At 69.1% G+C, this 23,888-nt stretch carries 22 protein-coding genes and 1 other RNA gene; 3 read left to right on the forward strand and 20 right to left on the reverse strand.

The features are described 5' to 3' along the window. Positions 1-17: 17 nt before the first annotated feature. The 15 genes from F793_RS0103395 to rsmI all read right to left on the reverse strand — a co-directional run bounded on the left by F793_RS0103395 (position 18) and on the right by rsmI (position 16,089). Positions 18-956 (reverse strand): D-alanine--D-alanine ligase, encoded by a 939-nt coding sequence (locus F793_RS0103395; RefSeq protein ID WP_018878171.1) that lies wholly within the window; start codon positions 954-956, stop codon positions 18-20. Continuing rightward, on the reverse strand, positions 953-1,915 hold the full coding sequence (gene murB, locus F793_RS0103400) for a UDP-N-acetylmuramate dehydrogenase (RefSeq protein WP_018882413.1): 963 nt from the start codon (positions 1,913-1,915) through the stop codon (positions 953-955). Before murB ends, F793_RS0103395 begins: the two co-directional genes overlap by 4 nt. Then, complete coding sequence (murC, locus tag F793_RS0103405; RefSeq protein ID WP_018878169.1) at positions 1,912-3,342, reverse strand: UDP-N-acetylmuramate--L-alanine ligase; 1,431 nt, start codon at positions 3,340-3,342, stop codon at positions 1,912-1,914. The genes murB and murC overlap by 4 nt, the downstream gene beginning before the upstream one ends. Further along, complete coding sequence (gene murG, locus F793_RS0103410; protein ID WP_018879983.1) at positions 3,339-4,433, reverse strand: undecaprenyldiphospho-muramoylpentapeptide beta-N-acetylglucosaminyltransferase; 1,095 nt, start codon at positions 4,431-4,433, stop codon at positions 3,339-3,341. Before murG ends, murC begins: the two co-directional genes overlap by 4 nt. Then, positions 4,430-5,635 (reverse strand): putative lipid II flippase FtsW, encoded by a 1,206-nt coding sequence (gene ftsW / locus F793_RS0103415; protein ID WP_019583714.1) that lies wholly within the window; start codon positions 5,633-5,635, stop codon positions 4,430-4,432. Before ftsW ends, murG begins: the two co-directional genes overlap by 4 nt. Then, on the reverse strand, positions 5,632-6,975 hold the full coding sequence (murD, locus tag F793_RS0103420; RefSeq protein ID WP_018882414.1) for a UDP-N-acetylmuramoyl-L-alanine--D-glutamate ligase: 1,344 nt from the start codon (positions 6,973-6,975) through the stop codon (positions 5,632-5,634). Before murD ends, ftsW begins: the two co-directional genes overlap by 4 nt. Before the next feature lie 4 nt (positions 6,976-6,979). Further along, on the reverse strand, positions 6,980-8,062 hold the full coding sequence (gene mraY / locus F793_RS0103425; protein WP_018876478.1) for a phospho-N-acetylmuramoyl-pentapeptide-transferase: 1,083 nt from the start codon (positions 8,060-8,062) through the stop codon (positions 6,980-6,982). Beyond that, positions 8,043-9,413 carry a UDP-N-acetylmuramoyl-tripeptide--D-alanyl-D-alanine ligase gene (gene murF / locus F793_RS0103430; RefSeq protein ID WP_018882415.1) on the reverse strand — a complete coding sequence of 457 codons (1,371 nt, stop codon included), beginning with the start codon at positions 9,411-9,413 and terminating at the stop codon, positions 8,043-8,045. The genes mraY and murF overlap by 20 nt, the downstream gene beginning before the upstream one ends. Continuing rightward, the gene (locus tag F793_RS0103435; RefSeq protein ID WP_018882416.1) at positions 9,410-10,951 is read right to left on the reverse strand and encodes a UDP-N-acetylmuramoyl-L-alanyl-D-glutamate--2,6-diaminopimelate ligase; all 1,542 of its coding nucleotides are present in this window, start codon (positions 10,949-10,951) and stop codon (positions 9,410-9,412) included. Before F793_RS0103435 ends, murF begins: the two co-directional genes overlap by 4 nt. Then, positions 10,948-12,663 carry a penicillin-binding protein 2 gene (locus F793_RS0103440; protein WP_018865646.1) on the reverse strand — a complete coding sequence of 572 codons (1,716 nt, stop codon included), beginning with the start codon at positions 12,661-12,663 and terminating at the stop codon, positions 10,948-10,950. Before F793_RS0103440 ends, F793_RS0103435 begins: the two co-directional genes overlap by 4 nt. Beyond that, complete coding sequence (ftsL, locus tag F793_RS0103445) at positions 12,651-12,935, reverse strand: cell division protein FtsL (protein ID WP_018865645.1); 285 nt, start codon at positions 12,933-12,935, stop codon at positions 12,651-12,653. Before ftsL ends, F793_RS0103440 begins: the two co-directional genes overlap by 13 nt. Then, positions 12,935-13,861 carry a 16S rRNA (cytosine(1402)-N(4))-methyltransferase RsmH gene (gene rsmH, locus F793_RS0103450; RefSeq protein WP_018878162.1) on the reverse strand — a complete coding sequence of 309 codons (927 nt, stop codon included), beginning with the start codon at positions 13,859-13,861 and terminating at the stop codon, positions 12,935-12,937. Before rsmH ends, ftsL begins: the two co-directional genes overlap by 1 nt. 5 nt (positions 13,862-13,866) lie before the next feature. Then, complete coding sequence (gene mraZ, locus F793_RS0103455) at positions 13,867-14,307, reverse strand: division/cell wall cluster transcriptional repressor MraZ (protein ID WP_017942776.1); 441 nt, start codon at positions 14,305-14,307, stop codon at positions 13,867-13,869. A gap of 287 nt (positions 14,308-14,594) precedes the next feature. Continuing rightward, positions 14,595-14,940, reverse strand: an RNA gene (gene rnpB / locus F793_RS13430) — RNase P RNA component class A. A gap of 312 nt (positions 14,941-15,252) precedes the next feature. Continuing rightward, positions 15,253-16,089, reverse strand: coding sequence for a 16S rRNA (cytidine(1402)-2'-O)-methyltransferase (rsmI, locus tag F793_RS0103460; protein ID WP_018882417.1), 837 nt, complete (start codon positions 16,087-16,089; stop codon positions 15,253-15,255). Positions 16,090-16,167: 78 nt separating this feature from the next. Between rsmI and F793_RS0103465 the strand changes: the two genes are divergently transcribed. The 3 genes from F793_RS0103465 to F793_RS0103475 are packed head-to-tail and all read left to right on the forward strand — an operon-like array spanning position 16,168 to position 19,806. Then, positions 16,168-18,039 carry a penicillin-binding protein activator gene (locus F793_RS0103465; protein WP_038037099.1) on the forward strand — a complete coding sequence of 624 codons (1,872 nt, stop codon included), beginning with the start codon at positions 16,168-16,170 and terminating at the stop codon, positions 18,037-18,039. Beyond that, entirely contained in the window at positions 18,040-18,396 is a 357-nt protein-coding gene (locus F793_RS0103470) for a YraN family protein (RefSeq protein WP_018878160.1), read from the forward strand. A gap of 30 nt (positions 18,397-18,426) precedes the next feature. Further along, positions 18,427-19,806, forward strand: a complete 1,380-nt coding sequence (locus F793_RS0103475) for an FAD-binding oxidoreductase (protein WP_018882419.1) — start codon at positions 18,427-18,429, stop codon at positions 19,804-19,806. Positions 19,807-19,873: 67 nt separating this feature from the next. On the opposite strand, the gene F793_RS0103480 is transcribed toward F793_RS0103475, so the two are convergent. From F793_RS0103480 to petA, 5 genes are all read right to left on the reverse strand, one after another. After that, complete coding sequence (locus F793_RS0103480) at positions 19,874-20,302, reverse strand: ClpXP protease specificity-enhancing factor (protein WP_018878159.1); 429 nt, start codon at positions 20,300-20,302, stop codon at positions 19,874-19,876. Continuing rightward, positions 20,299-20,925, reverse strand: coding sequence for a glutathione S-transferase N-terminal domain-containing protein (locus tag F793_RS0103485; protein WP_018876487.1), 627 nt, complete (start codon positions 20,923-20,925; stop codon positions 20,299-20,301). Before F793_RS0103485 ends, F793_RS0103480 begins: the two co-directional genes overlap by 4 nt. 106 nt (positions 20,926-21,031) lie before the next feature. Further along, positions 21,032-21,775, reverse strand: a complete 744-nt coding sequence (locus F793_RS0103490; protein WP_018882420.1) for a cytochrome c1 — start codon at positions 21,773-21,775, stop codon at positions 21,032-21,034. After that, positions 21,775-23,184, reverse strand: a complete 1,410-nt coding sequence (locus F793_RS0103495; protein ID WP_018865637.1) for a cytochrome b N-terminal domain-containing protein — start codon at positions 23,182-23,184, stop codon at positions 21,775-21,777. The genes F793_RS0103490 and F793_RS0103495 overlap by 1 nt, the downstream gene beginning before the upstream one ends. Continuing rightward, positions 23,185-23,787, reverse strand: coding sequence for a ubiquinol-cytochrome c reductase iron-sulfur subunit (petA, locus tag F793_RS0103500; protein WP_026280877.1), 603 nt, complete (start codon positions 23,785-23,787; stop codon positions 23,185-23,187). Positions 23,788-23,888 lie beyond the last annotated feature (101 nt).

Raw genomic sequence — 23,888 nt, forward strand, 5'->3', positions numbered from 1 at the left:
GGTTGTACGCCGTGCGTTCAACGCAGCCCTCCACACTCGAAACTGGAATCGAGGATGCGCAGGCACAGCTCGTCGAAGTCGATCCCGGCCTGCGCGGCCGCCTTGGGCACCAGCGAGTGATCGGTCATGCCCGGGATGGTGTTCACCTCGATCAGGAAGTTCTCGCCGTGCTCGTCCTGCAGGATGTCCACCCGGCCCCAGCCGCAGCCCTCCAGCGTCGCGAAGGCCGCGATCGCCAGGGACTGCAGCTCCAGAAGCGCGCTCGAATCCAGCGGGGGCGGGCAGACGTAGCCGGTATCATCGGCCTCGTACTTGGCGTGGTAGTCGTAGAACCCACCCGGGGTACGGATCTCCACCACGGGCAGCGGCTCATTGCCGAGGATCGCGACGGTGTACTCGCGCCCGCGGATCCACTGCTCGGCGAACACCTGGCCCGGCTGCAGCCGGGCCGCCTCGAACGCCGCCGGCAGATCCGCGACGCGATCGACCCGCGTGATGCCGAGGCTGGAGCCCCCGCGGGCCGGCTTCACGATCAGCGGCAGGCCCAGGGCCTCGGCGACCGCCTCCGGATCGAAACCGGGTGTCAGCAGGCGGTAGGGCGCGCTGGGCAGATTGCTGCCCGCCCACAGCCGCTTGCAGGCCAGCTTGTCCATGCCCAGCGCGGAGCCAAGCACGCCGGTCCCGGTGTATGGCACACCCGCCATGTCGAGGCAGCCCTGCAACGTGCCGTCCTCGCCACATTCGCCGTGGAGCACGATAAACACCCGGTTGAAGCCCTCCAGCGCCAGGCAGCGGGCACTCTCGCGGGTCAGGTCCAGCGGGTGGGCATCCACGCCCTGGCGCTGCAGGGCCGCCAGCACGGCCTGGCCACTCTGGAGCGAGATGTCGCGCTCGCCGGACCAGCCACCCATCAGGACCGCGACCCGGCCGTAGTCTTGTGCGCTTCGCTTGCTCATGCCGTTCCCTCGCTTGTCTCGTTCGCACCCGCGGCGCGTCCCAGCACCCGGACCTCCGGCTCCAGGTGCACCCCGAAGCGCCGCTCCACTTCGTCCTGGGCATGGCGCAACAGCCATTCGATATCGGCGGCGCGGGCCGTCCCGTCGTGGGTGATGAAATTGGCGTGCTTGGGCGAGATCTCCGCCGCGCCGCGGCGCAGGCCCTTCAACCCGGCCGCCTCCACCAGACGCGCCGCGTGATCCCCCTCCGGATTACGGAAGACCGAACCGCAGGACGGCAGACCCAGCGGCTGCTTCGCCGAGCGCTCGCGCAGGAGTTCGCGGATGCGTCGGGTTCCGGCTTCGGGGTCGCCCGGGGCCAGCCGCAGCACGCAGCCGGTGAACCATTCGTCTTCCGGGCCCCGGACACTGCGGTAGCCGATGGAGTAATCCGCTGGCGTGCGGGTATGCAGTTCACCGCGCACATCCACCGTGGCCACCGATTCCACCAGCGGCCAGATCTCGCCGCCCCAGGCGCCCGCATTCATGTACAGCGCGCCCCCCACCGTGCCCGGGATGCCGGCCAGGAACTCGGCCCCGACCAGCCCCTCGCGGGCCCCGAAGCGCGCGGCCTGGGCACAGGCCAGCCCGGCGCCCAGCAGGAGACGATCACCGTCCAGACGCCGGCGCTCGTTGAGGACACCCGACAGGTGCACCACCAGCCCCTCGACACCCCCGTCGCGGATCAGCACGTTGCTGCCAAGCCCGAGGAAGGTCACCGGCATCTGCGGGGCGTGGGTCGCGTGGTCGCGCAACGCGGCCACCAGATCGTCGAGGTCGACCGGCTGGAACAGCCAGTCGGCCGGCCCGCCGACCCGCCACGACGTGAGCCCGGCCAGCGGCACCCGGGCCTGCAGCCGCCCGCGCGGCTCCCCGGCGAACGGCGTCGCCATCGGCTCGATCTCGCGCGCCGCCATCATGTGCCCCCCTTGCCGGACGCGCTCAGCTGTTCGGGCAGCAGACCGGCCAGCCGGCCTATGTCGCCGGCGCCCTGGGCAATGACCACGTCATCCGCGCGCAGCATGCGCCCGAGGACGTCGACGACGTCGTCGGCCCGCTCGACAAACACCGGTTCGACCTGACCGCGCAGGCGGATGGCCCGCGCCAGGCTGCGGCCGTCGGCACTGGGGATCGGCTCCTCGCCGGCGGCATACACCTCCAGCAGGATCAGCACATCGGTCTCCGACAGCGCCTCGACAAAGTCCTCGAACAGGTCGCGCGTGCGGGTATAGCGATGCGGCTGGAAGATCGTGATGCGCCGCCGATCCGGCCAGGCATCGCGCGCGGCGGCCTGGGTCGCGGCGATCTCCCGCGGGTGATGGCCGTAGTCGTCGACCAGGGTCACCGGGCCGCTGGGGGCCTGCCAGGACTGGACCTGGAAGCGCCGGCCGATGCCCTGGAAACGCTCCAGCGCGGCCTGGATCGCGGTCGGCGCCACCTCCAGCTCGTGCGCGACCGCCGCCGCGGCCAGGGCGTTCAGCACGTTGTGGCGGCCGGGCAGGTTGAGGGTCACGGGGAATGCGGCCTGCCCCGGCAGGGCCAGATCGAAGTACATGCGCACGCCTTCCTGGCGCACATTCAGGGCGCGCACGTCGGCCGGCTGCTCGATGCCGTAGGTCAGGCGCGGGCGCTCCAGTTCCGGATACAGGTCGCGCACCTGCGGGTCGTCCGCGCACAGCACGGCGATGCCGTAGAACGGCAGGTGATGCAGGAACTCGAGGAAGGTGGCGCGCAGCTTGCCGAAGTCGTTGCCATAGGTCCCCAGGTGATCGGCATCGATGTTGGTCACGATGCTGATCATTGGCTGCAGATGGAGGAACGAGGCATCGCTCTCGTCGGCCTCGGCCACGAGGTAGTCACCGGCCCCGAGGTTGGAGTGACTGGCCGTGCTGTTCAGGCGCCCGCCGATCACAAAGGTCGGATCCATGCCCGCCTCCGCCAGGACACTGGCGACCAGGCTGGTGGTGGTCGTCTTGCCGTGGGTGCCGGCCACCGCGATGCCGTAGCGAAAACGCATCAGTTCGGCGAGCATTTCGGCGCGGCGCACAATCGGGATACCCCGACGACGGGCCTCCTGGACCTCTGGGTTGGACGGGTTGATCGCGCTGGAAACCACCAGCACGTCCGCGTCCGCCACATTCGCCTCGGTATGGGCCGCCACCACCGGGATGTCCATCGCCTTCAGGCGCTCGACCATCGCCGACTGCCCCAGGTCGGAACCGGAGACCCGGTAACCCAGCTGGTGCAGGACCTCGGCGATCCCGCTCATGCCGGAACCCCCGATCCCGACGCAGTGGATACGGCGAATGCGGCGCATTGCGTGACGCGGCAGGCGCGTGGCGTTCATGACGATCCCTCCGGGCGGGCACCCGCCATCTCCATGCAGGCGTCGGCCAGGCGCTGCACCGTGTCCGGGCAGGCCTGCTCGCGCGCCAGGACCGCGCGGGCCCGCAGGGCCTCGCGATCCAGCGGCCCGACCCGGTCAAAGATGGCCTGGGCCGTCAGTTCGGCATCCGCGATCATCCAGGCCGCGCCCGCGCGCACCAGGGCCTCGGCGTTCGCGGTCTGGTGGTCATCCACCGCATGTGGATAGGGGACGAAGATCGCCGGCACCCCGGCGGCGGCCACCTCGGCCACGGTCAGGGCCCCGGCGCGACAGATCACCAGGTCCGCCCAGGCGTAAGCGGCGGCCATGTCCTCGATAAAGGCGGAGATCTCGGCCGCCAGCCCGGCTTCGGCGTAGGCGGACCGGGCCTCCTCCAGGGTGCGTTCGCCGGCCTGGTGGCGGATGTTCAGGGGCTGTTGCGCCGCCACCATCGCCAGGCCCGCGGGCAGGGTCCGATTAAGGGAGCGGGCACCCAGGCTGCCCCCCAGGACCAGGATGTTCAGCGGGCCTTCGCGCTCGTCGAAGCGGACCTCCGGGACGGGCAGGCCGGCGATCTGCGCGCGCACCGGGTTGCCCACGACCGTGACCGCCACCCGTTCGGGAAAACTGTGCTCGAAGCCGGAGTACACCCGGTCGGCGACCTTCGCCAGCCAGCGGTTGGTCAGGCCGGCCACCGCGTTCTGTTCGTGGATCGCCAGGGGGCGCCCCAGCGCGGCCGCCATCAGGCCGCCGGGCCCGGCCGCGAAGCCGCCGAAACCGATCACGGCGTCCGGGCGCAGGCGCGTCATCAGGCCCAGCGCCGCCCACAGCGACAGACCCAGCCGCCACGGCGCCAGCGCCAGTCCGATCACGCCCTTGCCGCGAATCCCGGCGATGGGGAGGGTTGTCAGTTCGATGCCGGACTCCGGTACCAGCCGCGCCTCCACGCCGCGGGTGGTACCCAGCCAGCGCACCTCGGCGCCGCGGGCACGCAGCTCCTCGGCCACCGCCAGCCCGGGGAACACGTGGCCTCCTGTGCCGCCAGCCATGATCAGGATGCGCGGGGCGTTCATGCCGCACCTCCCCGCCGGCGACGGGACGGCTGCGCCGCCCGGGGAGCGGGCACCTGGGCCTCGCGGTAGACGCGCATCACCAGGCCGATGGCCGCCAGCGAGACAATCAGCGAACTGCCGCCGTAACTGAGAAACGGCAGGGTCAGCCCCTTGGTCGGGAGCAGCCCCATGTTCACGGCGAGGTTCAGGAAGGCCTGCAGGCCCATCCAGATCGCCACACCGAACGCCAGATGGGAGGCGAAGGCATGGCCGGCGCGCTCGGCATACAGGCCGATACGGATGCAGCGCCAGACCAGCACCCCGAACAGCGCGATCAGGGCGATAACGCCGACGAAGCCGAACTCCTCGGCAAAGACCGCAAACAGGAAATCGTTGTGCGCCTCCGGCAGGTAGAACAGCTTCTGCACGCTGTTGCCCAGCCCGGCCCCGAACCAGCCGCCGGAGCCGATCGCGATCAGCGACTGGGTCAGCTGAAAGCCGGTGGCGAACGGGTCTTGCCAGGGGTCGAGGAAGGCCGTCAGGCGCGCCACGCGGTAGGGTGCCGCGACCGCCACCACCGCCATACCGGCGCCGATCGTGACCCCCAGCGCGGCGAACTGCCACAGCTTGGCACCGGCGAGGAACAGCATGCCCATGCCGATCGCCAGCATGATCGCCGCCCCCCCGAAGTCGGGCTGCAGCAGCATCAGGATGGTGCCCACCCCGAGCACGATCAGCGGACGGATGAAGCCGAGGAAATGCAGGCGCAGCGTCGAGTAGTGGCGCACGATGTAGCCGGCGAGGTACATCACCACCAGCAATTTCACCAGCTCCGCCACCTGCAGGTTGAACATGCCCAGCGGGATCCAGCGGGTCGCCCCGTTCACCGTGCGGCCCACCCCGGGGATCAGCACGGCGATCAGCAGCACCATCACCAGGATCAGCAACCAAGGCCCCGCGCGCTCCCAGCGCGCCAGCGGAACCGACCACAGGAAGGTCGCCACCGCCAGACCGATAGCGGCGAAGATCACCTGGCGCTGGAAGAAGTGCCAGGTATTGCCGAAATAGCGCTCGCCCAACCCCATGGAGGCCGAGGCGACCATCACCAGCCCGATCCCCAGCAGGGTCGCCGCGACCGCCAGTAGAGGCAGGTCCACGTGATCGCGCAGGCCGGCCACCAGGCCGCGATCCGGCAGTCCGAGGCGGCTACTCGAGACACTCATGCCGCGAGCCCCCGCACCGCGCGGGCGAAGTCGTCGCCGCGCGCCTGGTAATTCTCGTACATGTCCAGGCTGGCACAGCCCGGCGACAGCAGCACGGTATCCCCGGGCTCCGCCCAGGCGGCGGCCTGGGCGACCGCGGCGGCCATGTCGTCGACGCGCTGCACCGGCACCACTGATGCCAGGGCGCGGGCGATGGCCGGCGCGTCTTCGCCCAGCAGGACCACCCCGCGGACCTTGCCCGGGATGTAATCCGCCAGCGGGGCGAAGTCCTGGCCCTTGCCCTGCCCCCCGGCAATCAACACCAGCGGCCCCGGCGTACCGCGCAGCGCGGCCAGGGTGGCGCCCACGTTGGTACCCTTGGAGTCGTTGATGTATGCGACCCCGTCGACCTCGGCAATCCACTGCGAGCGGTGCGGCAGCCCGGGGAACTCGGCCAGCGCCGCCAGTGCGCGGGCCCGGGGCGCGCCTGGCTCCAGCCACGGCCAGGCCAGGGCCAGCGCGGCCAGGGCGTTGGCCCAGTTGTGCTGCCCCCGCAGGCGCAGGCGACCCGTGGCGAGAAGGCCCTCGTCGCCATGCACCAGCTCGGGGCCATCCTCGGGGGCCGGACGCACGCCGAAGTCGACCGCACGCGGCGGGGCGTCGAGACCGAAGGAGATCACCTGCAGGTCCTGCGGCAGCGCAATCTCGCGCAGCCAGGTGTCCTCGCGATTCAGCACGCCGCGCTGGGCGCGATCCAGGATCCGGGCCTTGGCGCGTACATAGGCGTCCAGATCGGCGTAGCGGTCCAGGTGGTCGGGGGAGATATTCAGGATGGCGGCGGCGGCCGGCGCCAATGTGTGGCTGCGCTCCAGCTGGAAGCTGGACAGCTCCAGCACGTACAGATCGGGCGCCGATTCCAGCAGGTCCAGCGCCGGGGTCCCGAAGTTGCCGCCGACCGCGACACGGTAGCCAGCGGCCTGGAGCAGCTCGCCCACCAGGGCGGTCACGGTGCTCTTGCCGTTGGAGCCGGTGATCGCGATCACCGGGGCGGTCGCCTGCTCGGCGAACAGATCGATGTCCCCGATCAGGCGGGCACCGGCCGCCTGCGCCTGCTGCAGGACGGTTTGTTCCAGGGCGACACCGGGCGAGACCACAATTCGGGCGAAGCCCGTGGCATCCAGATCGTCCAGCGGCCCCACCCAGGCGGCGTTCACCCAGTCCGCGCCCGTAGCCAGCGCCGCGGGGGCCGCCCGGGTATCGGTGAGCGCAAACGACTGGCCCTGCGCGCGCAGGAAGCGGGCCACCGACAGTCCGGTCGCCCCCAGGCCCACGATCAGGTTGTCGCCGCTGGCTCGCATCATGGGATCAGCGCACCTTCAGGGTCGCGAGACCGATCAGCACGAACACCACGGTCAGGATCCAGAAACGCACGATCACGCGCGGCTCCGGCCAGCCCTTGAGTTCGAAGTGGTGATGCAGCGGCGCCATGCGGAAGATGCGCCGCCCGGTGAGCTTGAACGAGGCGACCTGCAGCATCACCGACAGCGTCTCCAGCACGAAGATGCCGCCCATGATCAGCAGGACGATCTCCTGCCGGGTCAGGATCGCCAGCATGCCCAGGGCCGCGCCCAGCGCGAGGGCCCCGACATCGCCCATGAAGACCTGGGCCGGGTAGGTGTTGAACCACAGGAACCCGAGCCCGGCGCCGACCAGCGCGGCGGTGAAGATCACGACCTCGCCCACCCCGGGCACCGCCGGGATGCCGAGGTAGTCGGCGAACACCGCATGACCCGCCGCGTAGGCAAACACGCCCAGGGCGCCGGCCACCAGCACCGCAGGCATGATCGCCAAGCCGTCCAGCCCGTCGGTGAGGTTCACCGCGTTCGAGGAACCGACCACGACCAGCCAGACCAGCGGGATGAACAACCAGCCCAGGCTGAACTGGATGTCCTTGAACACCGGCAGGTAGAACGTGGTCTCCACCGGGCCCTGCGCGGTGTACATGATCACGCCGGCCGCGATCAGGGCGAACAGGGTCTGCCACAGGATCTTGGCGCGCGCCGACAGCCCCTTGCTGTTGCCATAGCGCAGCTTCAGGTAGTCATCCCAGCCGCCGACCGCACCGAACGCGAGGGTCGTCAGCAGCACGAGCCAGACGAAGCGGTTGGTCAGGTCGCTCCAGAGCAGGGTGGCGATGGCCACCGCGACCAGAATCAGCGCGCCGCCCATGGTCGGGGTGCCGGCCTTGGTCAGGTGCGACTCGGGGCCGTCGTCACGGATCTGCTGGCCGACCTTGCCGACGGTGAGGCGGCGAATCATCGCCGGGCCGATCAGCAGCGCGATCGCCAGCGCCGTGACCACCCCGAGGATGGCGCGAACGGTCAGGTACTGAAAGACCGTGAAGCCGGAATAGAACTGGCTCAGGTACTCAGTCAGCGCGTAGAGCATCCGCCACCTCCGGCGCTGCCGAGGCCAGATCCAGCCCCTCGATGATCCGTTCCATGTGCTGGCTGCGCGAGCCCTTCACCAGCACCGTCGTACCCTCGGCCAGGAGCGCCTCCAGGCGCGCCTGCAATGCGCCGTGATCGGCAAACCATTCGCCACCATCACCGAACGCCTCGGCACTGTCGCGCGCGGCGTCGCCCAGGGCGAGGCAGTGGTCGATGCCCATGGCCCGGGCCAGCCGGCCCGTTTCGCGATGCAGTTCGCGGGTCTCCGAGCCCAGCTCGCCCATCGCGCCCAGCACCAGGATGCGCCGGCCGGGCATGGCCGCCAGCACCTCCAGCCCGGCCCTCAGCGAGTCCGGGTTGGCGTTGTAGCTGTCGTCCCACAGGCGTGCGCCAGTGACGTGCCACAGTTCCTGCAGGCGCCCGCGGACGGGCTTCCAGCGCGCCAGGCCCTCGACGATGCGGTCGATCCCGAGGCCCACCGCATTGGCCGCGGCGGCCGCAGCGACGGCGTTTGCCGCGAGATGGCGCCCGGGGCCGGCCAGGCGCAGGTCGCGCCCCGCGCCGAGGATCGCCAGCCGCAGCCGGTCCGGGGCCTGCCACATCCCCTCGACCTCGCCGCCGCCCTCCAGCGAGAAGCGCTGGCTGTGGTGGTGCTCGTTCAGGGACAGCCAGTAGTCGGCAAACGGGTCGTCCAGGTTGATCACGGCGGTACCGCCCTGGGCCGGCAGACCGGAGTAGATCTCGGCCTTGGCATGCGCCACGCCCTCGAGGCTCCCGAAGCCCTCCAGATGGGCGCGCCCGGCATTGGTGATCATGGCCACCTGTGGCTCGACCCAGCGCACCATGCGGCCGATCTCGCCGGCGTGGTTGGCGCCCAGTTCGATCACCGCGTAGTCCACGTCCTGCGGCATGGCCAGCAGCGTCAGCGGCGCGCCGATCTCGTTGTTCAGATTGCCCGCGGTGGCATGCACGGAGCCTGCGCCCTCGAGGATGCAGCGCAGCATCTCCTTGGTGGTGGTCTTGCCGTTCGAACCGGTCAGGGCGATCACCCGCGCCCGGCTCTGGCGGCGCCAGTCGCGGCCGAGCCGACCCAGCGCCTCGCGCGTATCGGAGACAATGACCTGCGGCTGCGGGACATCCAGGGCCCGCTCGACCAGCAGCACCGGCGCCGGCAGATCGGCGCCCACCTGCGTGTGGGCATCGAAGTTGGGCCCCTTCAGCGCGATAAACAGCGCCCCGGGGCGAGGTTCGCGGGTGTCGGTGAACACACCCTCGAAGGCCACGTCGCCCGCCCCCTGCAGGCGTCCCTTCACGGCCTCGGCCAGTTCCTGGCTGGTCATGCGAATCATTCTCCCTCCTCCCCGGTCGCGCGCTGCGGGTCGCGCGTGTCCTGCGGATGCCGCCGCCCCACGGCCCGCACCTGCTCGCGGTCGCTGAACGGATACCGTTGCCCGCGAATCTCCTGAGTGGTCTCGTGGCCCTTGCCGGCCACCAGCACTACATCGCCCGCGCCGGCCTCCGCCAGGGCGCTGGCGATCGCAGTGGCGCGATCACCGATCTCGTGGCATTCGGCGGCCGTGGCACAGCCGGCAAGAATCTCGGCTCGGATCTCGGCCGGGTCCTCGCCGCGCGGGTTGTCGTCGGTCACGAAGACCACGTCCGCACGCTCGCAGGCCACCCGTCCCATCGCCGGACGCTTGCTGCGGTCGCGCTCGCCACCGCACCCGAAGACCACGCTCAGGCGTCCCTCGGTGTGAGGCCGGAGGGCGCGCAAGGCGGCGTCCAGCGCCTCGGCGGTGTGGGCATAGTCGACCACCGCCAGGGCCCCGTTGGGCAGCGGGAAGCGCTCCATGCGCCCGGGCACGCCGGGCAGCCGCGCGAGGACGGCGATGGCCTGTTCACACTCCAGGCCCAGCGCCTGCAGCGTGGCAAGGGTCGCCAGCAGGTTGCCCACCTGGAACAGGCCGAACAGCGTGGACTGGACCGTGCGGGTCTGGCCCTCGGCCTCGAGCGTGAAGCGCAGCCCGTCGGGCGTGGCCACCACGTCGCGGGCGCGCAGGTCGGCCGGCGCCCCGGTCGCGCTGTAGGTCAGGGCGCGAACACCCGGCGGCAGCCCCCCGGCGATGCGGCGCCCGAAGGCGTCGTCGATGTTCAGCACCGCCGTCTGCAGGCCGGGCCAGGCAAACAGGCGGGCCTTGGCCTCGGCATACGCCTCCTGACTGCCGTGGAAATCGAGGTGGTCGGAACTCAGGCAGGTCAGCACGCCGACCGTGATCGGGGCCCCGGCAAGGCGCCCCTGCGCCAGGCCATGCGAGGAGGCCTCCAGCGCCACGGCCTGGCAACCGGACCCCGCCAGATCCGCCAGATGACGATGCAAATCGAGCACTCCGGGCGTGGTGTGCCCGGTCGCCTCCAGCTGCCCGGGACGCCCGACGCCGAGGGTGCCGATCAGGCCGGTGGGCCGGCCCAGGGCCTCCAGGGCCAGCGCGATCAGGTGGGTCACCGTGGTCTTGCCATCGGTGCCGGTCACCGCCACCAGGGGGGCCGCCTCCGGCCACGCCCCGAACAGGGCGCGCGCCATCTGCGGTAGCCGGTCGCGCAGACCCGGCACATGGATCAGCGGGACCTCCACGGCGGATTCCGGGGGCTCCCCCTCGTCCCAGAGGATGACCCGGGCGCCACGGGCGGCCGCATCGGCGGCATGCGCCAGGCCGTGCCCGTGGGTGCCGGCCAGGGCCACAAAGGCCGCGCCGGGGCCGACCCGGCGGCTGTCCTGGACCAGGTCGGCGACCGGGAGGGCCGCCTGTTCGGGACGCAGGGACCCGGCGGGCAGCAGATCGCCCAGCACGGGTGCAGCCTCGCCTCGGGTATCGCGGGCGGCCATCATGTGGCCCCCTCGTGTTCCGCCGCCAGGCGCATCGGGATTTCCGGCATCGCGTCCGGGCGCACATTGAACATGCGCAGGGCCGAGCCAACGACCTGCCGGAACACGGGGGCCGCGACGGCCCCGCCGTAGTAGACCCCGGCATCGGGTTCGTCGATCACCACGGCCATCACGAAGCGCGGATCAGAGGCCGGGGCCAGGCCGACAAAGCTGGAGAAATAGCGGTCCTCGGTATAGCCACCCGGCCCGCTCTTGCGGCTGGTGCCGGTCTTGCCGGCCACCCGGTAGCCATCGATCGCCGCCTGGCGGGCCGTGCCCTCGGTGCCGATCACGTGCTCCATCATCGCCAGTACCTGGCGGGCGGTGCGCGGGGACATCACCCGCGCCGGTTCGCGCAGATCGTCGGCGGTGCGCACCAGCCGGACCGGCACGCGCTCGCCGTCGTTGGCGAAGGCGGTGTAAGCGGCCGCCATCTGCAGCGGCGACAGCGACAGGCCGTAGCCATAGCCGAGCGTGGCCTGCTCGACCTCGCGCCAGGTGGTGAAGTCCCGCAGGCGCCCGCGGGCCTCGCCGGGGAAATGGGTGCCCGGCGCCTGCCCGAACCCGGCCTGGTGGAGGGTCTGCCAGAAGCGATCCGCCGGGGTTTCCAGCGCCAGCTGCGTGGCCCCGACGTTGCTGGAACGGGCAATCAGGGTGGTCAGGTCGATGGTCCCGTAATCGCGCAGGTCACGAACGGTCAGGCGCCCGACACGCATGGTACCGGGGCCTGTCTCCAGCGTGGCGTTGGCATCCACCACCCCGGCATCCAGGGCCGCCGCGACGGTGAAGGGCTTCATCACCGAGCCCGGCTCCATGGTATCGGTGATGGCGCGGTTGCGAGCGCGGTCGGAACGGATGGCACCACGGTTATTCGGATTGAAGCCGGGCTGGTTGACCAGCGCGAGCACCTCGCCGCTGCGGGCGTCCAGCATCACCGCGGAGCCGCCCCGCGCGTTGTGTTCGGCGACCGCGGCCTTCAGCTCGCGGTAGGCCAGGTACTGCAGGCGCTGATCCAGGGTCAGCGCCAGCGTATTGCCGTCCCGCGCGGGGCGAATGCTGGCGACGTCGCGGATGGTGCGGCCGTGGCGATCGCGCAGCACGCGCTTGGCTCCCGGCTGGCCCGAGAGCCACTGATCGAAGGCCAGCTCGACCCCCTCCTGGCCCTGATCGTCGATGTTGGTGTAGCCGAGTACGTGCGACGTCGCCTCGCCGTGCGGATAGTAGCGACGGAACTCGCGGGTCAGCCCCACCCCCTGCATGCGCAGCGCGGCCACGCGTTCGGCCTGTTCCGGCAGCATGTGGCGGCGCAGATAGACGAACTCGCGCGAGGACCGGCTCTCGATCCGCTCCGCCAGCCACGCAGGCTCCACCTCCAGCGCCGCCGCCAGATCCGACCAGCGATCGCGCTGTTCCATCAGGTCCTGCGGATTGGCCCAGGCGGTCTGCACCGGGGCCGAGATCGCCAGCGGTTCGCCATGGCGGTCGGTGATCATGCCGCGATGGGCGGACTCGGTCAGGGTGCGCACCTGGCGCTGTTCGCCCTGCGAGGTCAGGAAGTCGCGCTCCAGCACCTGCAGGTCGACGGCGCGCAACAGCAGCGCGATGCCCGCCAGCGCGAACACGCCGATCACGACCTTCAGGCGACCGCCGCTGATCTGCCGCTTCAGCGCGCCCACACATCACCCCCGATCACCACGATGCGGTCGGAATCCGGCTGGATCATGTCCAGCTGCCGGCGCGCCTGTTCCTCGACCCGGCCCTGGGTCGCCCAGGTCGACTGCTCGATCTGCAACTGCGTCCATTCCAGATTCAGGACATCGCGCTGGGCGAGCGCCTGCTGCTGGTCGACGAAGGCCTGGCGGGCCTCGTGCTTCGCCGCGACGACCCCGATCGCCGAGGCAAACACGCCGGTCGCCAGCGCCACTGCCAGAAGTCCGCGCGCGACCATCAGAGTCGCTCCCCGACACGCAGCACGGCCGAGCGCGAGCGCGGATTGATGCGCTGTTCCTCGCGATCGGCGTGGACCGGCTTGCCGACCGGCCGCAGCTTGCGCTCCGGCTCCTCCGGCATCACCGGCAGGCCCTTCGGCAGCCGCACGTCGGACACCGGCTTGCGCAGGGCCTGTTTCACCATGCGGTCTTCCAGCGAATGAAAGCTGATGACCACCAGCCGCGCGCCGGGCGGCAGGACGTCCGGGATCGTGGCCAGCCACTGCTCCAGTTCGGCGAGCTCCCGGTTCACAAAGATGCGCAGGGCCTGGAAGGTGCGGGTCGCCGGGTGCTTGCCCGGCTCGCGCTTCGGCACGGCCCGGCGCACGATCTCGGCCAGCGCGGCGGTACGGGTAATCGGCGCCTCGGCGCGCGCGGCCGCGATGGCGCGGGCGATACGCCGCGAGTGGCGCTCCTCGCCATAGTGGTAGATCACATCGGCGATCTCGCCCTCGTCGGCGCGTGCCAGCCAGTCCGCGGCGCTCTCGCCGCTGGCGGGGTCCATGCGCATATCCAGCGGACCATCATGCTGAAAGCTGAAGCCGCGCTCGGGCGTATCGAGCTGCGGCGAGGACACGCCCAGATCCAGGAACACCCCGTCCGGGCCGCGCTCGGGGAAGCGCCGGCGCAACGTGTCCGCCATGGTCGAGAACGGCCCGGCCTCGAAGGCGAAGCGGGGGTCGTCGGCCAGCGCCTCGGCGGACGCCGCGGCTTCCGGATCGCGGTCCATGGCCAGAAGCCGGCCCTCCGGCCCCAGCCGCTCCAGGATGGCCCGGCTATGGCCACCGCGGCCGAAGGTGCCATCGACATAGAAGCCGTCAGCTCGCACGGCCAGGCCCTCCAGCACCGCGTCGCGCAGCACCGGAATATGGGAGACGGATTCCATGCCCGTCACAACGCGATGGACTCGAGCGCTTCGTCATCCACGTCACCCCCCAGCACCTGGGCGCAGGTCTCCTCCCAGGTGGCCTCGTCCCAGATCTCGAACTTCTTGCCCTGCCCCAGCAGCACGACCCGCTTTTCCAGGCCGGCGTACTGACGCAGGGGCGTGGGCAGCAGCAACCGGCCGCTGCCATCCAGCTCGCATTCGGTGGCATGACCCACCAGCAGGCGCTGCAAATTGCGCACCTTGGGATTCATGTTGGGGCGGGACATCAGGTTCTGCTCGATGCGCTCCCATTCCGGAAACGGGTAGAGGAGGAGGCAACGGGAGGGATCAACGGTAATCACCAGCTGGCTGTTGCAGCTCGCAGCGAGGTCGTCGCGATACCGCGCCGGCATGGCCAGGCGGCCCTTCGCATCCAGATTGAGCTGGCTGACGCCTCGAAACATGGCTGGTAGCGGTGGTTACCCACCTTTCCCCACTTTGACCCACTTTTCGACACTATAGGTACGGGCATCCTCCAGAGTCAAGAAAATCGACCCCGAAAAACAAAAAATAAGCGTTGAATCACAGAGACTTAGCGCGACCGACGCGAGGGCGCCGAAAGAGCTGGAAGAAGGGTATTAAAAGCCTTGCGTTGAGGCCCAAACTTCATGCATCACTTTACAAGTTTGCCGCGGACACAGCGGGACCGGCCCGAACCGGCACGGCGGCGGGAGACTCGCAGGTGGGAAAAAGTGGGAGCCGGCCATAAGCCGGGTTCTGTCGTGGACAGTCATTCATCTGGGACGTCCGTCACCGGACGCCTCGTGCAGCCTACCCGGGTGCGATGCGGGCCACACCATGCACCCCTATTTGGCCTTGCTCCGGACGGGGTTTACCCTGCCACGAACTGTTACCAGTCGCGCGGTGCGCTCTTACCGCACCATTTCACCCTTACCTGTGCCCGAAGGCCATCGGCGGTGTATTTTCTGCGGCACTTTCCGTCGGCTCGCGCCGCCCAGGTGTTACCTGGCGTCCTGCCCTGCGGAGCCCGGACTTTCCTCCACATCCGAGGATGCAGCGACTGCCCGGCCGACTCCCGCGCTCCTTGTACGCCGCCCCGCCACGGAACGCAAGGCTTTTCAGGGGCCTGGCCGCCGACGCCCCCCTTTTGTTCACCACGAAGCACACGAAGGCACGAAGAAGGGCAAGGTCAAAAGCAATGACAGGAAGGCTGGAAGGATAGAAGGGCGTTACTGCTGGCAGGATTGGCCGGACACTCATTGCTACACCGTCCGAGCCCAGTGGGTTCAACCCGCATTCATTCCTTCAAACCTTCGCGACTTCCTGTGAAGCGCCCTTGACCTTGCCCTTCTTCGTGCCTTCGTGTGCTTCGTGGTGAAAAACAGGCCTTAGCTTTGGGCGTCCTTTAGGGCCAGGGCGCGGGCGTAGACGCGGTTGCGTGGCAGGTCGGTCGCATCGGAGAGCAGGCGCGCGGCACGCTTGAGGGGGAGCTCCTGCAGCAGCGCGGTGAGCAGGCGCTCGTGTTCGGCCGCCAGCGGCTCGTCGGCCTCGCCGCCGGTTTCCGGGGCCGGCGCCGCCCCCAGGATCAGGACAAACTCGCCGCGGGTGCGGTTGGCATCCGCATCCAGCCAGGCCGGGAGGTCCGCAGCGACGCCCCGGTAGTGCTCCTCGAACTGCTTGGTCAGCTCGCGCGCCAGGAATACCTCGCGCTCGGGCGCCAGTCCGGCAAGGTCCCCGGCCGCAGCCCGGATACGATGAGACGACTCGAATACGATCGTGGTAACCGGCTGGGCCAGCAGCGCCTCCAGCTGCCGCCGACGGGCCCCGGCCGCATGCGGCAGAAAGCCCTCGAAACAGAAGCGGTCGGACGGCAAGCCCGCCACGGCCAGCGCCGCCAGCGGGGCGCTGGGGCCCGGAACGGCCCGCACCGGCGCGCCCACCTCCCGCGCCGCGCGCACCAGACGGAAGCCGGGATCGGACACCAGCGGCGTGCCCGCATCCGAGACCAGGGCCACCGACTCCCCCGCCTGCAATGCCTCGAGCAGCGCCGGGATCCGCTCGGCCTCGTTGTGCTCGTGCAGGCTGACCAGCGGCGTATGCACACCCAGGTGGGCCAGCAGTCCGGCGCTGTGTCGCGTATCCTCCGCGGCAATGCGCTGCACCCGGGCCAGGATCTCGCCCGCACGCGGGCTCATGTCGCCGAGATTACCAATCGGCGTGGCCACTACCCACAACGTGCCCCAGTTCGTTGACACGGCCTGATGCGCTTTCAATACTGACTCCTCATTCGCCAGGGAAACCTCGTGACCACCATCGTGCCCCGACCCCTTCATCGCGCCGGACACGCCCGGCCCCTGTCCCGCCTTGCTCTGTTGCTACTGGCCTCGGCCATTGTGGTCGGGTGCGCCACGCCGCGCCCGGACCCGGAGCCGGCCCCGGAACCCGAACCCCGCGCGGACCTGGCTGAACTCCCGCCGGAGGTCCGCGCCAGCCTGCTGCTGAGCGAAGCGCGTTCGCGCCCGGAACCCGAGACGGTCCGGGGTGCGATCGAAGCCGTCCTGGCACTGGACCCGGCGACGCCGGATCAGCTGGAGCGGGCCGACACCCTCTGGGCCGAGCTGCCCGACGCCGAACGGGACTCCCAGGCCGGCCGCCTGCTGGGCGCGCGCCTGGCGGCGGCCCAGCGTGACTGGGACCTGGCCCGCGAGCGTCTCGGGGCGGACGACCCGGACGATCCGACGCGTTCACCGGAGGTCTATCGTGAAGGCCTGTCGCTCCACGCCCGGCTGCTGGAACACGAAGGCCAATGGTATCAGGCCCTGGACGCCCGCCTGCGCCTGGACGGGCTCCTGATCATGGAGCCGGATCTGCACAGCGAGAACCAGCAGCGCCTGTGGGGTCTGCTCGCGGCCCTGCGCCCGGCCCAGCGCGAACGAGTGATCGGCAACCACCCGCCGGATGGCGATGCCTGGGTCAGCCTGTTCCGGTTGCTGCGCGGCGCCGACACGCAGGACGCAGCACGCCAGGCCGCTGGCCAGTGGCGGGAACGCCATCCCTCGCACCCGGCCAACAGCCTGCTGCCGGAGCTGCTGGCGTCCCATCCCCTGACGCCGGACGCACCGGGCGACACTCTGGTGCTCCTGCCCCTGTCGGGCGATCTCGGCGAACTCGGCAATGCGGTCCTGGACGGCATCACCCGCGCCTACTACGCAGAGGGGGCCAGCAACGGGCGCCTGATCGTTCGCGACACTCGCGGGGAGCCGGATGCCGCGGCCGCGCTCTACCGGCGCGGCGTGGAATCGGGCGTCGCGCGCATCATCGGCCCACTGCGGCGCGAATCGGTTCAGCAGGTCGCAACCAGCGATCAGGCCGTTCCATCCGTGCTGCTGAACCGGGCCGGCACCATTGCCCACGAAGCGATGACCACGCTGGCTCTGAACCCGGAAGAGGACGCCCGGGCCGTGGCCGATCGCGCCGCGCGCGCCGGCTGGCTGCACCCGCTGGTGATCCTGCCGGAGGGGGCCTTCGGCGATCGCGTGGCGAGCGCCTACCAGGCGACGCTCGCCGAGGACGATCGACGCCCGCGCGACGTGATCCGGGTCCAGCCCACTGCGGGCGAACTGAACGCCACCATTGGCAATGCCCTGGGGATCCCGCAAAGCGAATCCCGCATTCGCGAGGTGGCGCGCCGGACCGGACTGGAACTGGAGGCGGACCCGCAAGTACGTGCCGATGTGGACCATCTGTTCATCGCCGGGTCGGCCCCGCAGGTGCGGCGTATCGTGCCGCACGTGCACTTTCACCGCGCGAGCCACCTGCCGATGATGGCGACCGCCCATGTCTATTCGGGCCGTCCGGATGCCAATCGCGATGCCGACTTGAACGGAATCGTGTTTCCCGACGCGCCGCGCCTGTTCGACCGAGTCCACCCGCTTGACGAAGAGGCAGACGCCGGCGACGAGGCACTGCCTCGCTTTGTCGCCCTGGGGATGGACGCGCTGCGCCTGAGCCTGCGCCAGGAAGCGGTGCGCAGCGCCCCGCATCACCAGCTGGTCGGCGCCACCGGGACCTGGGGCCTGAACCCGTTCAATCATGAATGGGTGCGGGAGCCGGCCTGGGCGCGCTTCGAGCGCGGCGAACCCCGGCGCATCGACCTCCCCGCCGGAGGCTCCTGAGTGTTTCGCCCGGGCGTCTCGGGACAGGCCGCCGAGGACCGGGCCGCCGCCTACCTCGAGACCCGCGGCCTGGAGATCCGGGCGCGCAACGTCCGCCGCCCGTATGGCGAGCTCGACCTCGTCGCCCAGGAGGGTGACACGCTCGTGCTGGTGGAGGTACGCAAACGCAGCCACCCCGGGTTCGGGGGCGGCGCGGAGAGCATCGACCGGCGCAAGCAGGCGCGCCTGCTACGGGTCGCCGAGGCCTATTTGCAGGAGCATGCCTGGAACGGGCCGGTGCGTTTCGATGTCATGACCCTGGATGGCCGCGACCGGATCGAGTGGCTGCAGGACGCCATCCAGGCACCCACCGATTAAACCGGCTCCCTTGAATCCAAAGCCCACCCCATGACTCCACTGGCCCGCGAACTGGAACAACTGCTGGCACCCGGCGACCGGTTGCTCGATCCGGCGGACTGCTGGACGTATGGCGCGGACAACTCGAAGCTCCACGCGGTCCCGGACGCGGTGGCCTTCCCGCGCGACGCGGATACCGTGCGCGAGCTGGTGCGACTGTGCCGGCGGCTGGGCGTTGCACTCACCTGCCGGGGGCGCGGGACGGGCACCACGGGCGCCGCGGTGCCGGACCACGGGGGGCTGGTGGTGTCCTTCGAGCACATGAACCGCATCCTCGAGGTGGACCCGGACAATCGCTGGCTGATCGCGGAACCCGGCGTCACCAACGGCGAGATCCAGCAGGCCGCGGGACGCCACGGCTTTTTCTGGCCACCGGATCCGACCAGCAGCGCCTACTGCACCCTGGGCGGCAACCTGGCGTACAACTCCGCGGGGCCGCATGCGGTGAAGTACGGCACCCCGCGGGACAACACCCTGGGCCTCGCCGGCGTGGCCGGCACCGGAGAGGCCTTTCGCACCGGGGTCCACACCACCAAGGGTGTCGTGGGTTACGACCTCACCCGGCTGCTGATCGGCTCCGAGGGCACGCTGGCCGTGATCACGGAGGCCACGCTGCGCCTCACCCCCAGGCCGGAGGCGACCCGCCTGATCCAGGCGGTATATCGCAATGTCGGCGACGCTGCCCGCGCCGTCTCGCGCCTGATGGCCCGAGCGGAAGTCCCCTCGGCGCTGGAATTCATGGACCACTCCGCCATTGCCATGATTCGCGACTATGATCCGGACTGCCCCCTGCCCGCGGGCGCCGGCGCCATCCTGATGATCGAAACGGATGGCACCGAGGCCGGTATCGACGCCACCACCGCCGGCGTGCGCGCCGCGGCCGAGGGCCCCGGTTGCCTCGAGACCCACAGCGCCGACACCCCCGAGGCGGCACAGGCCCTGTGGGCCGTACGCAAGGCCCTGTCCCCGGCGCTGCGGACGGTGGCGCCCAAGAAGATCAACGAGGATGTGGTCGTGCCGGTCTCGCGCATCCCCGACCTCATCGCGGGCCTGGACCGCCTGGCCACGGAGCACGCGATCAAGATCGTGAATTTCGGCCATGCCGGCAACGGCAACATCCACGTGAACCTGCTGGTCAACCCGGACGACCCTCAGGAACTGGCGGCGGCCGAACGCTGCCTGGACGGGGTCTTTACGCTGGTCCTCGCGCTCGGCGGCACCCTGTCCGGGGAACACGGCATCGGTCTGGTCAAGCGGCCCTATGTGGCGCGCGAGTTGGACCCGGTGGCTCTGGGGCTGATGGCGGGCATCAAGCGCGAGTTCGATCCCGACAACATCCTCAACCCCGGCAAGGCACCCGGCCCGGCCTGAGGCTACGCCCCCTTCGTCCGGCACACATCCCCGGAAAAGAAACGGGCCCCATACGGGGCCCTGCGCACTACTTGACGACCTTGAGCGACGGCCCCTTGCGCCTGGGCGCCGGGGCATCCTCTCCGCCCCCGCCATCACCGGACCCATCCGGCGGCGCGCCTGGACCATCGTCCTCGGGGCCGGGCCCCGGCTCGCTGCCGAACATCATGCCCTGCCCGTTCTCGCGGGCGTAGACCGCCAGAACCGCCGGCATCGGCACGAACACATCCATCGGGTTGCCAGCGAAGCGGGCCGAGAAGGCCACGGCGTCGTCCCCGATATTCAGCGCCTGTACCGCGGAGGGACCAACGTTCAAGGTGATCTTGCCCTGATCCACAAAGGCCTCGGGCACGACCACACCCTCGACCGTGGCGTCGACCAGGATATGCGGCGTGAAGCCGTTATCCGTGACCCACTCCCACAGCGCACGGAGCAGATAGGGGCGCGACGAAGTCACAGGCGCAGCTCGCGCTCGGCCTCGGTCAGACTCACCTGGAAAGACTCGCGCTTGCACACACGGTCGGCGTATTCCTGGATCGCCTGCGGCAGCGAGGTCAGGTCGATACCGACCGCCGGAAGCCGCCACATTACGGGGGCAATGGCACAGTCGACGATGGAGAACTCGTCACTCAGGAAGTACGGCTTGAGTTCGAAGATCTCCGCCGAGCTCACCAGGCTCTCGCGCAGGATCTTGCGTGCCTTGGTCAACCCCGAGCCGGAGGCCTTGTAGACCGCGTCCAGCCCCTCGTACCAGTCGCGTTCCACGCGATAAAGCGCCAGCCGCGCGGCCGCCCGCGAAACCGGATCCACCGGCATCAACGGCGGATGCGGAAAACGCTCGTCCAGGTATTCGGTGATGACATGCGTCCCGTACAGGGCCAGATCGCGATCCACCAGGGTCGGGACCTCGTTGTACGGATTCAGATCGGAGAGATCCTCGGGCAGCTCGTCCGGCCCGAGATTCACGACATCCACGGCGATGTCCTTCTCCGCAAGGATGATGCGCACCCGGTGGCAGCGCACACAGTCGTGAGCAGAAAACAGGGTCATAACGGAACGACGGTTGGCGACCAGCGCCATGGCTTTCTCCCTAGCCCGGCCAGGCACGAGGCCACGCCGGGCAGACGGTCAATAACACCGGCGCGCGATCATCCTTGATCAGTGCGCCGGCGACGGTTCAGGCCGCCTAGTGTACGTCTTTCCAGTACTCCTTTTTCAAGAAGTAGGCCAGGATCGTGAAGATCCCGAGGAAAATCAGGACGTACAGGCCGATCCGCTGGCGGTCCAGCTGCATCGGCTCGCCCATGTAGGAGAGGTAGGTGACGATGTCGCGCACGGCGCGGTCGTATTCGCTGGGCGTCATGCTACCGGAGCGCACCAACTCGAGACGCTCGTTGCCGTCCTCGTCGACAACCTTCTCCTGCCAGCCCTGGAGCTCCCACAGCACGTGCGGCATGCCGACGTTGCTGAACACGGTATTGTTCGCGCCCAGCGGACGCGACTCATCCACATAGAAGCTCTTCAGGAAGGTGTAGACCCAGTCCTCGCCATGGATGCGGGTGGTCATGGTCAGGTCGGGCGGAACCACGCCGAAGGCCTCTTCGCCGTAGTCGTCGCTCATGGCGTTCTTCATCAGCGAACCCACGCCGACCGGATCACCGGCTTCGTCGGTAATGAAGATGAAGTTCTCTTCCATGTGCTGCTCGGTCAGCCCGATATCCCGCGCGACGCGGTTGTAGCGCATGTACTCCGTGGAGTGGCAACCCATGCAGTAGTTCATGAACAGGTTGGCACCGCGCTGCAGCGAGGCCTCATTGGTCACGTCAATATTGGCCTTCTCCAGGTCACCGTCGTACCCGGCCGCCGAGGCGGCCGGGACGGTGAACAGGACCGCAGCGGCCAGGAACGTAGTTGCAATCAGCGTTTTCATTACGAAGTCACCCTTTCCGGAACGGCACGGTCACGGCCCAGGCCACGCGCGAAGGCGGGGGCCACCATGGTCACGAACAGATACACAGTCGGAATCAGCCAGGACCACATGATCAGACTCGCGTCACTCGGATCGAAACGCAGGATGTCGTAGATCGTGTAGATGCCCACCACCACGGCGAATGCGATCAGGCTGAAGACCGCGGAGCGTTCCTTGCTGAGGAACCACAGCAGGAAGAAGAACGCGAAGTAGACCGTGGAGAAGCGCAGGCTCATCTCGCTCACTTCCGTGGTGGCCTGCTGCAGACCCAGCCAGCCGAGGATCACGAAGGCCACCACGAACACCGCCAGGTTGAACTTGGCCGCGAACGAGCGGTAGCGCATCGACAGTACCGGATTGCGATCCAGCCACGGGATGAAGAACAGCATCACCACCGCAAGGCCCATCGCGACCACGCCGAGGAACGGATCCGGCACGGAACGCAGCACCGAATACATCGAGGTGAAGTACCACACCGGCGGGATGAGATCCGGGGTGACCAGCGGGTCGGCCGGGATCATGTTGTCCGGCTTCAGGAACAGGCCGCCACCGGTCGGGAAGAAGAACATGATCACGGCAAAGACCATCAGGAACACGCCGACACCGACCAGATCCTTCACGGAGTAGTACGGGTGGAACGGGATGCCATCCTTCGGGATGCCGTTCTCGTCCTTGTTCTCCTTGATGTTGATGCCGTCCGGGTTGTTGGAGCCCACTTCGTGCAGCGCAATGATGTGCGCGGCCACCAGCATGATCAGCACCAGCGGCAGGGCAATCACGTGCAGCGCAAAGAAGCGGTTCAGCGTGGCATCGGAGAGCAGGAAGTCACCGCGAATCCAGGTCACCAGATCCGGCCCGATATACGGGATGGTCTGGAACAGGTTCACGATCACCTGCGCGCCCCAGTAGGACATCTGGCCCCACGGCAGCAGGTAGCCGGCGAAGGCCTCGGCCATCAGCACCAGGTAGATCAGCACACCGAAGATCCAGATCAGCTCGCGCGGCTTCTTGTAGGAGCCGTACAGCAGCGCCCGGAACATGTGCAGATAGACGACCACGAAGAACATCGAGGCGCCGGTGGAATGCATGTAGCGGATCAGCCAGCCCCACTCCACGTCGCGCATGATGTACTCGACCGACGCGAACGCGAGTTCCGCATCGGGCTTGTAGAACATGGTCAGGAAGATGCCGGAGACGATCTGGATGACCAGCACCAGCAGGGCGAGGGAGCCGAAGAAATACCAGAAGTTGAAGTTCTTCGGCGCGTAGTACTGCGCCAGATGCTCGTTCCACATCTGGGAGAGCGGGAAGCGGGCATCGACCCAGCCCAGCAGACCGCCCTGGATCTTGGTATCAGGATTGCTGGCCATTTAGATCGCCTCCCCGTCTTCGTCTTCACCAATGACAAGCAAGGTGTCCGTCCGGTACATGTGGCGCGGGATCACCAGGTTGGTCGCCGCCGGCATGTTGCGATACACGCGGCCGGCCAGGTCGAAGCGGGAGCCGTGGCAGCCGCACAGCCAGCCACCCTGCCAGTCGGAACCCATCTCGGGGTCACCGATCTCCGGGCGGTAGGTGGGCGAGCAGCCCAGATGGGTGCAGATGCCGATCACGACCAGGATCTCGGGATTGCGCGATCGGTGCTCGTTCTGCGCGTATTCCGGCTGCTGGCTCTCGACCTCGGATTCCGGATCGCGCAGGCGGTCGGTCACCTCGGACAAACCGGCGATCATCTCTTCGGTGCGTCGCACGACCCAGATGGGCTGGCCGCGCCATTCGACGCTGACACGCTGGCCCGGCTCGACAGCGGACACGTCGAACTCGACAGGGGCCCCGGCCGCCTGAGCGCGCGCGCTGGGCTGCAAGGACGCCAGGAACGGGGCCGCGACAGCGGCGACCCCGGCTCCGCCTACGACAGATGTCGCGGCGACGAGGAACCGGCGCCGGCCTCGGTTTACGCCTTGGTTTGCCATGTTTGTCTCTCCAAACAACGTGTTGAAATCGTATTCCCGCAGCCACGCAACCAAGGCGCAGCCTGAACGCGAGGGGCCTTGGCCGCACGCGCGAATACCCA

Source organism: Thioalkalivibrio sp. ALE22 (genome assembly GCF_000381445.1).
Classification (GTDB): Bacteria; Pseudomonadota; Gammaproteobacteria; order Ectothiorhodospirales; family Ectothiorhodospiraceae; genus Thioalkalivibrio.

Excerpts from the sequence above, each read along its gene's own strand:
- F793_RS0103395 (WP_018878171.1), bottom strand. The coding sequence starts at position 956 with ATGAGCAAGCGAAGCGCACAAGACTACGGCCGGGTCGCGGTCCTGATG.
- murB (WP_018882413.1), bottom strand. The coding sequence starts at position 1,915 with ATGATGGCGGCGCGCGAGATCGAGCCGATGGCGACGCCGTTCGCCGGG.
- murC (WP_018878169.1), bottom strand. The coding sequence starts at position 3,342 with ATGAACGCCACGCGCCTGCCGCGTCACGCAATGCGCCGCATTCGCCGT.
- murG (WP_018879983.1), bottom strand. The coding sequence starts at position 4,433 with ATGAACGCCCCGCGCATCCTGATCATGGCTGGCGGCACAGGAGGCCAC.
- ftsW (WP_019583714.1), bottom strand. The coding sequence starts at position 5,635 with ATGAGTGTCTCGAGTAGCCGCCTCGGACTGCCGGATCGCGGCCTGGTG.
- murD (WP_018882414.1), bottom strand. The coding sequence starts at position 6,975 with ATGATGCGAGCCAGCGGCGACAACCTGATCGTGGGCCTGGGGGCGACC.
- mraY (WP_018876478.1), bottom strand. The coding sequence starts at position 8,062 with ATGCTCTACGCGCTGACTGAGTACCTGAGCCAGTTCTATTCCGGCTTC.
- murF (WP_018882415.1), bottom strand. The coding sequence starts at position 9,413 with ATGATTCGCATGACCAGCCAGGAACTGGCCGAGGCCGTGAAGGGACGC.
- F793_RS0103435 (WP_018882416.1), bottom strand. The coding sequence starts at position 10,951 with ATGATGGCCGCCCGCGATACCCGAGGCGAGGCTGCACCCGTGCTGGGC.
- ftsL (WP_018865645.1), bottom strand. The coding sequence starts at position 12,935 with ATGGTCGCGCGCGGACTTCTGGCAGTGGCGCTGGCGACCGGCGTGTTT.
- rsmH (WP_018878162.1), bottom strand. The coding sequence starts at position 13,861 with ATGGAATCCGTCTCCCATATTCCGGTGCTGCGCGACGCGGTGCTGGAG.
- mraZ (WP_017942776.1), bottom strand. The coding sequence starts at position 14,307 with ATGTTTCGAGGCGTCAGCCAGCTCAATCTGGATGCGAAGGGCCGCCTG.
- F793_RS0103475 (WP_018882419.1), top strand. The coding sequence starts at position 18,427 with ATGACTCCACTGGCCCGCGAACTGGAACAACTGCTGGCACCCGGCGAC.
- F793_RS0103485 (WP_018876487.1), bottom strand. The coding sequence starts at position 20,925 with ATGGCGCTGGTCGCCAACCGTCGTTCCGTTATGACCCTGTTTTCTGCT.
- F793_RS0103490 (WP_018882420.1), bottom strand. The coding sequence starts at position 21,775 with ATGAAAACGCTGATTGCAACTACGTTCCTGGCCGCTGCGGTCCTGTTC.
- F793_RS0103495 (WP_018865637.1), bottom strand. The coding sequence starts at position 23,184 with ATGGCCAGCAATCCTGATACCAAGATCCAGGGCGGTCTGCTGGGCTGG.
- petA (WP_026280877.1), bottom strand. The coding sequence starts at position 23,787 with ATGGCAAACCAAGGCGTAAACCGAGGCCGGCGCCGGTTCCTCGTCGCC.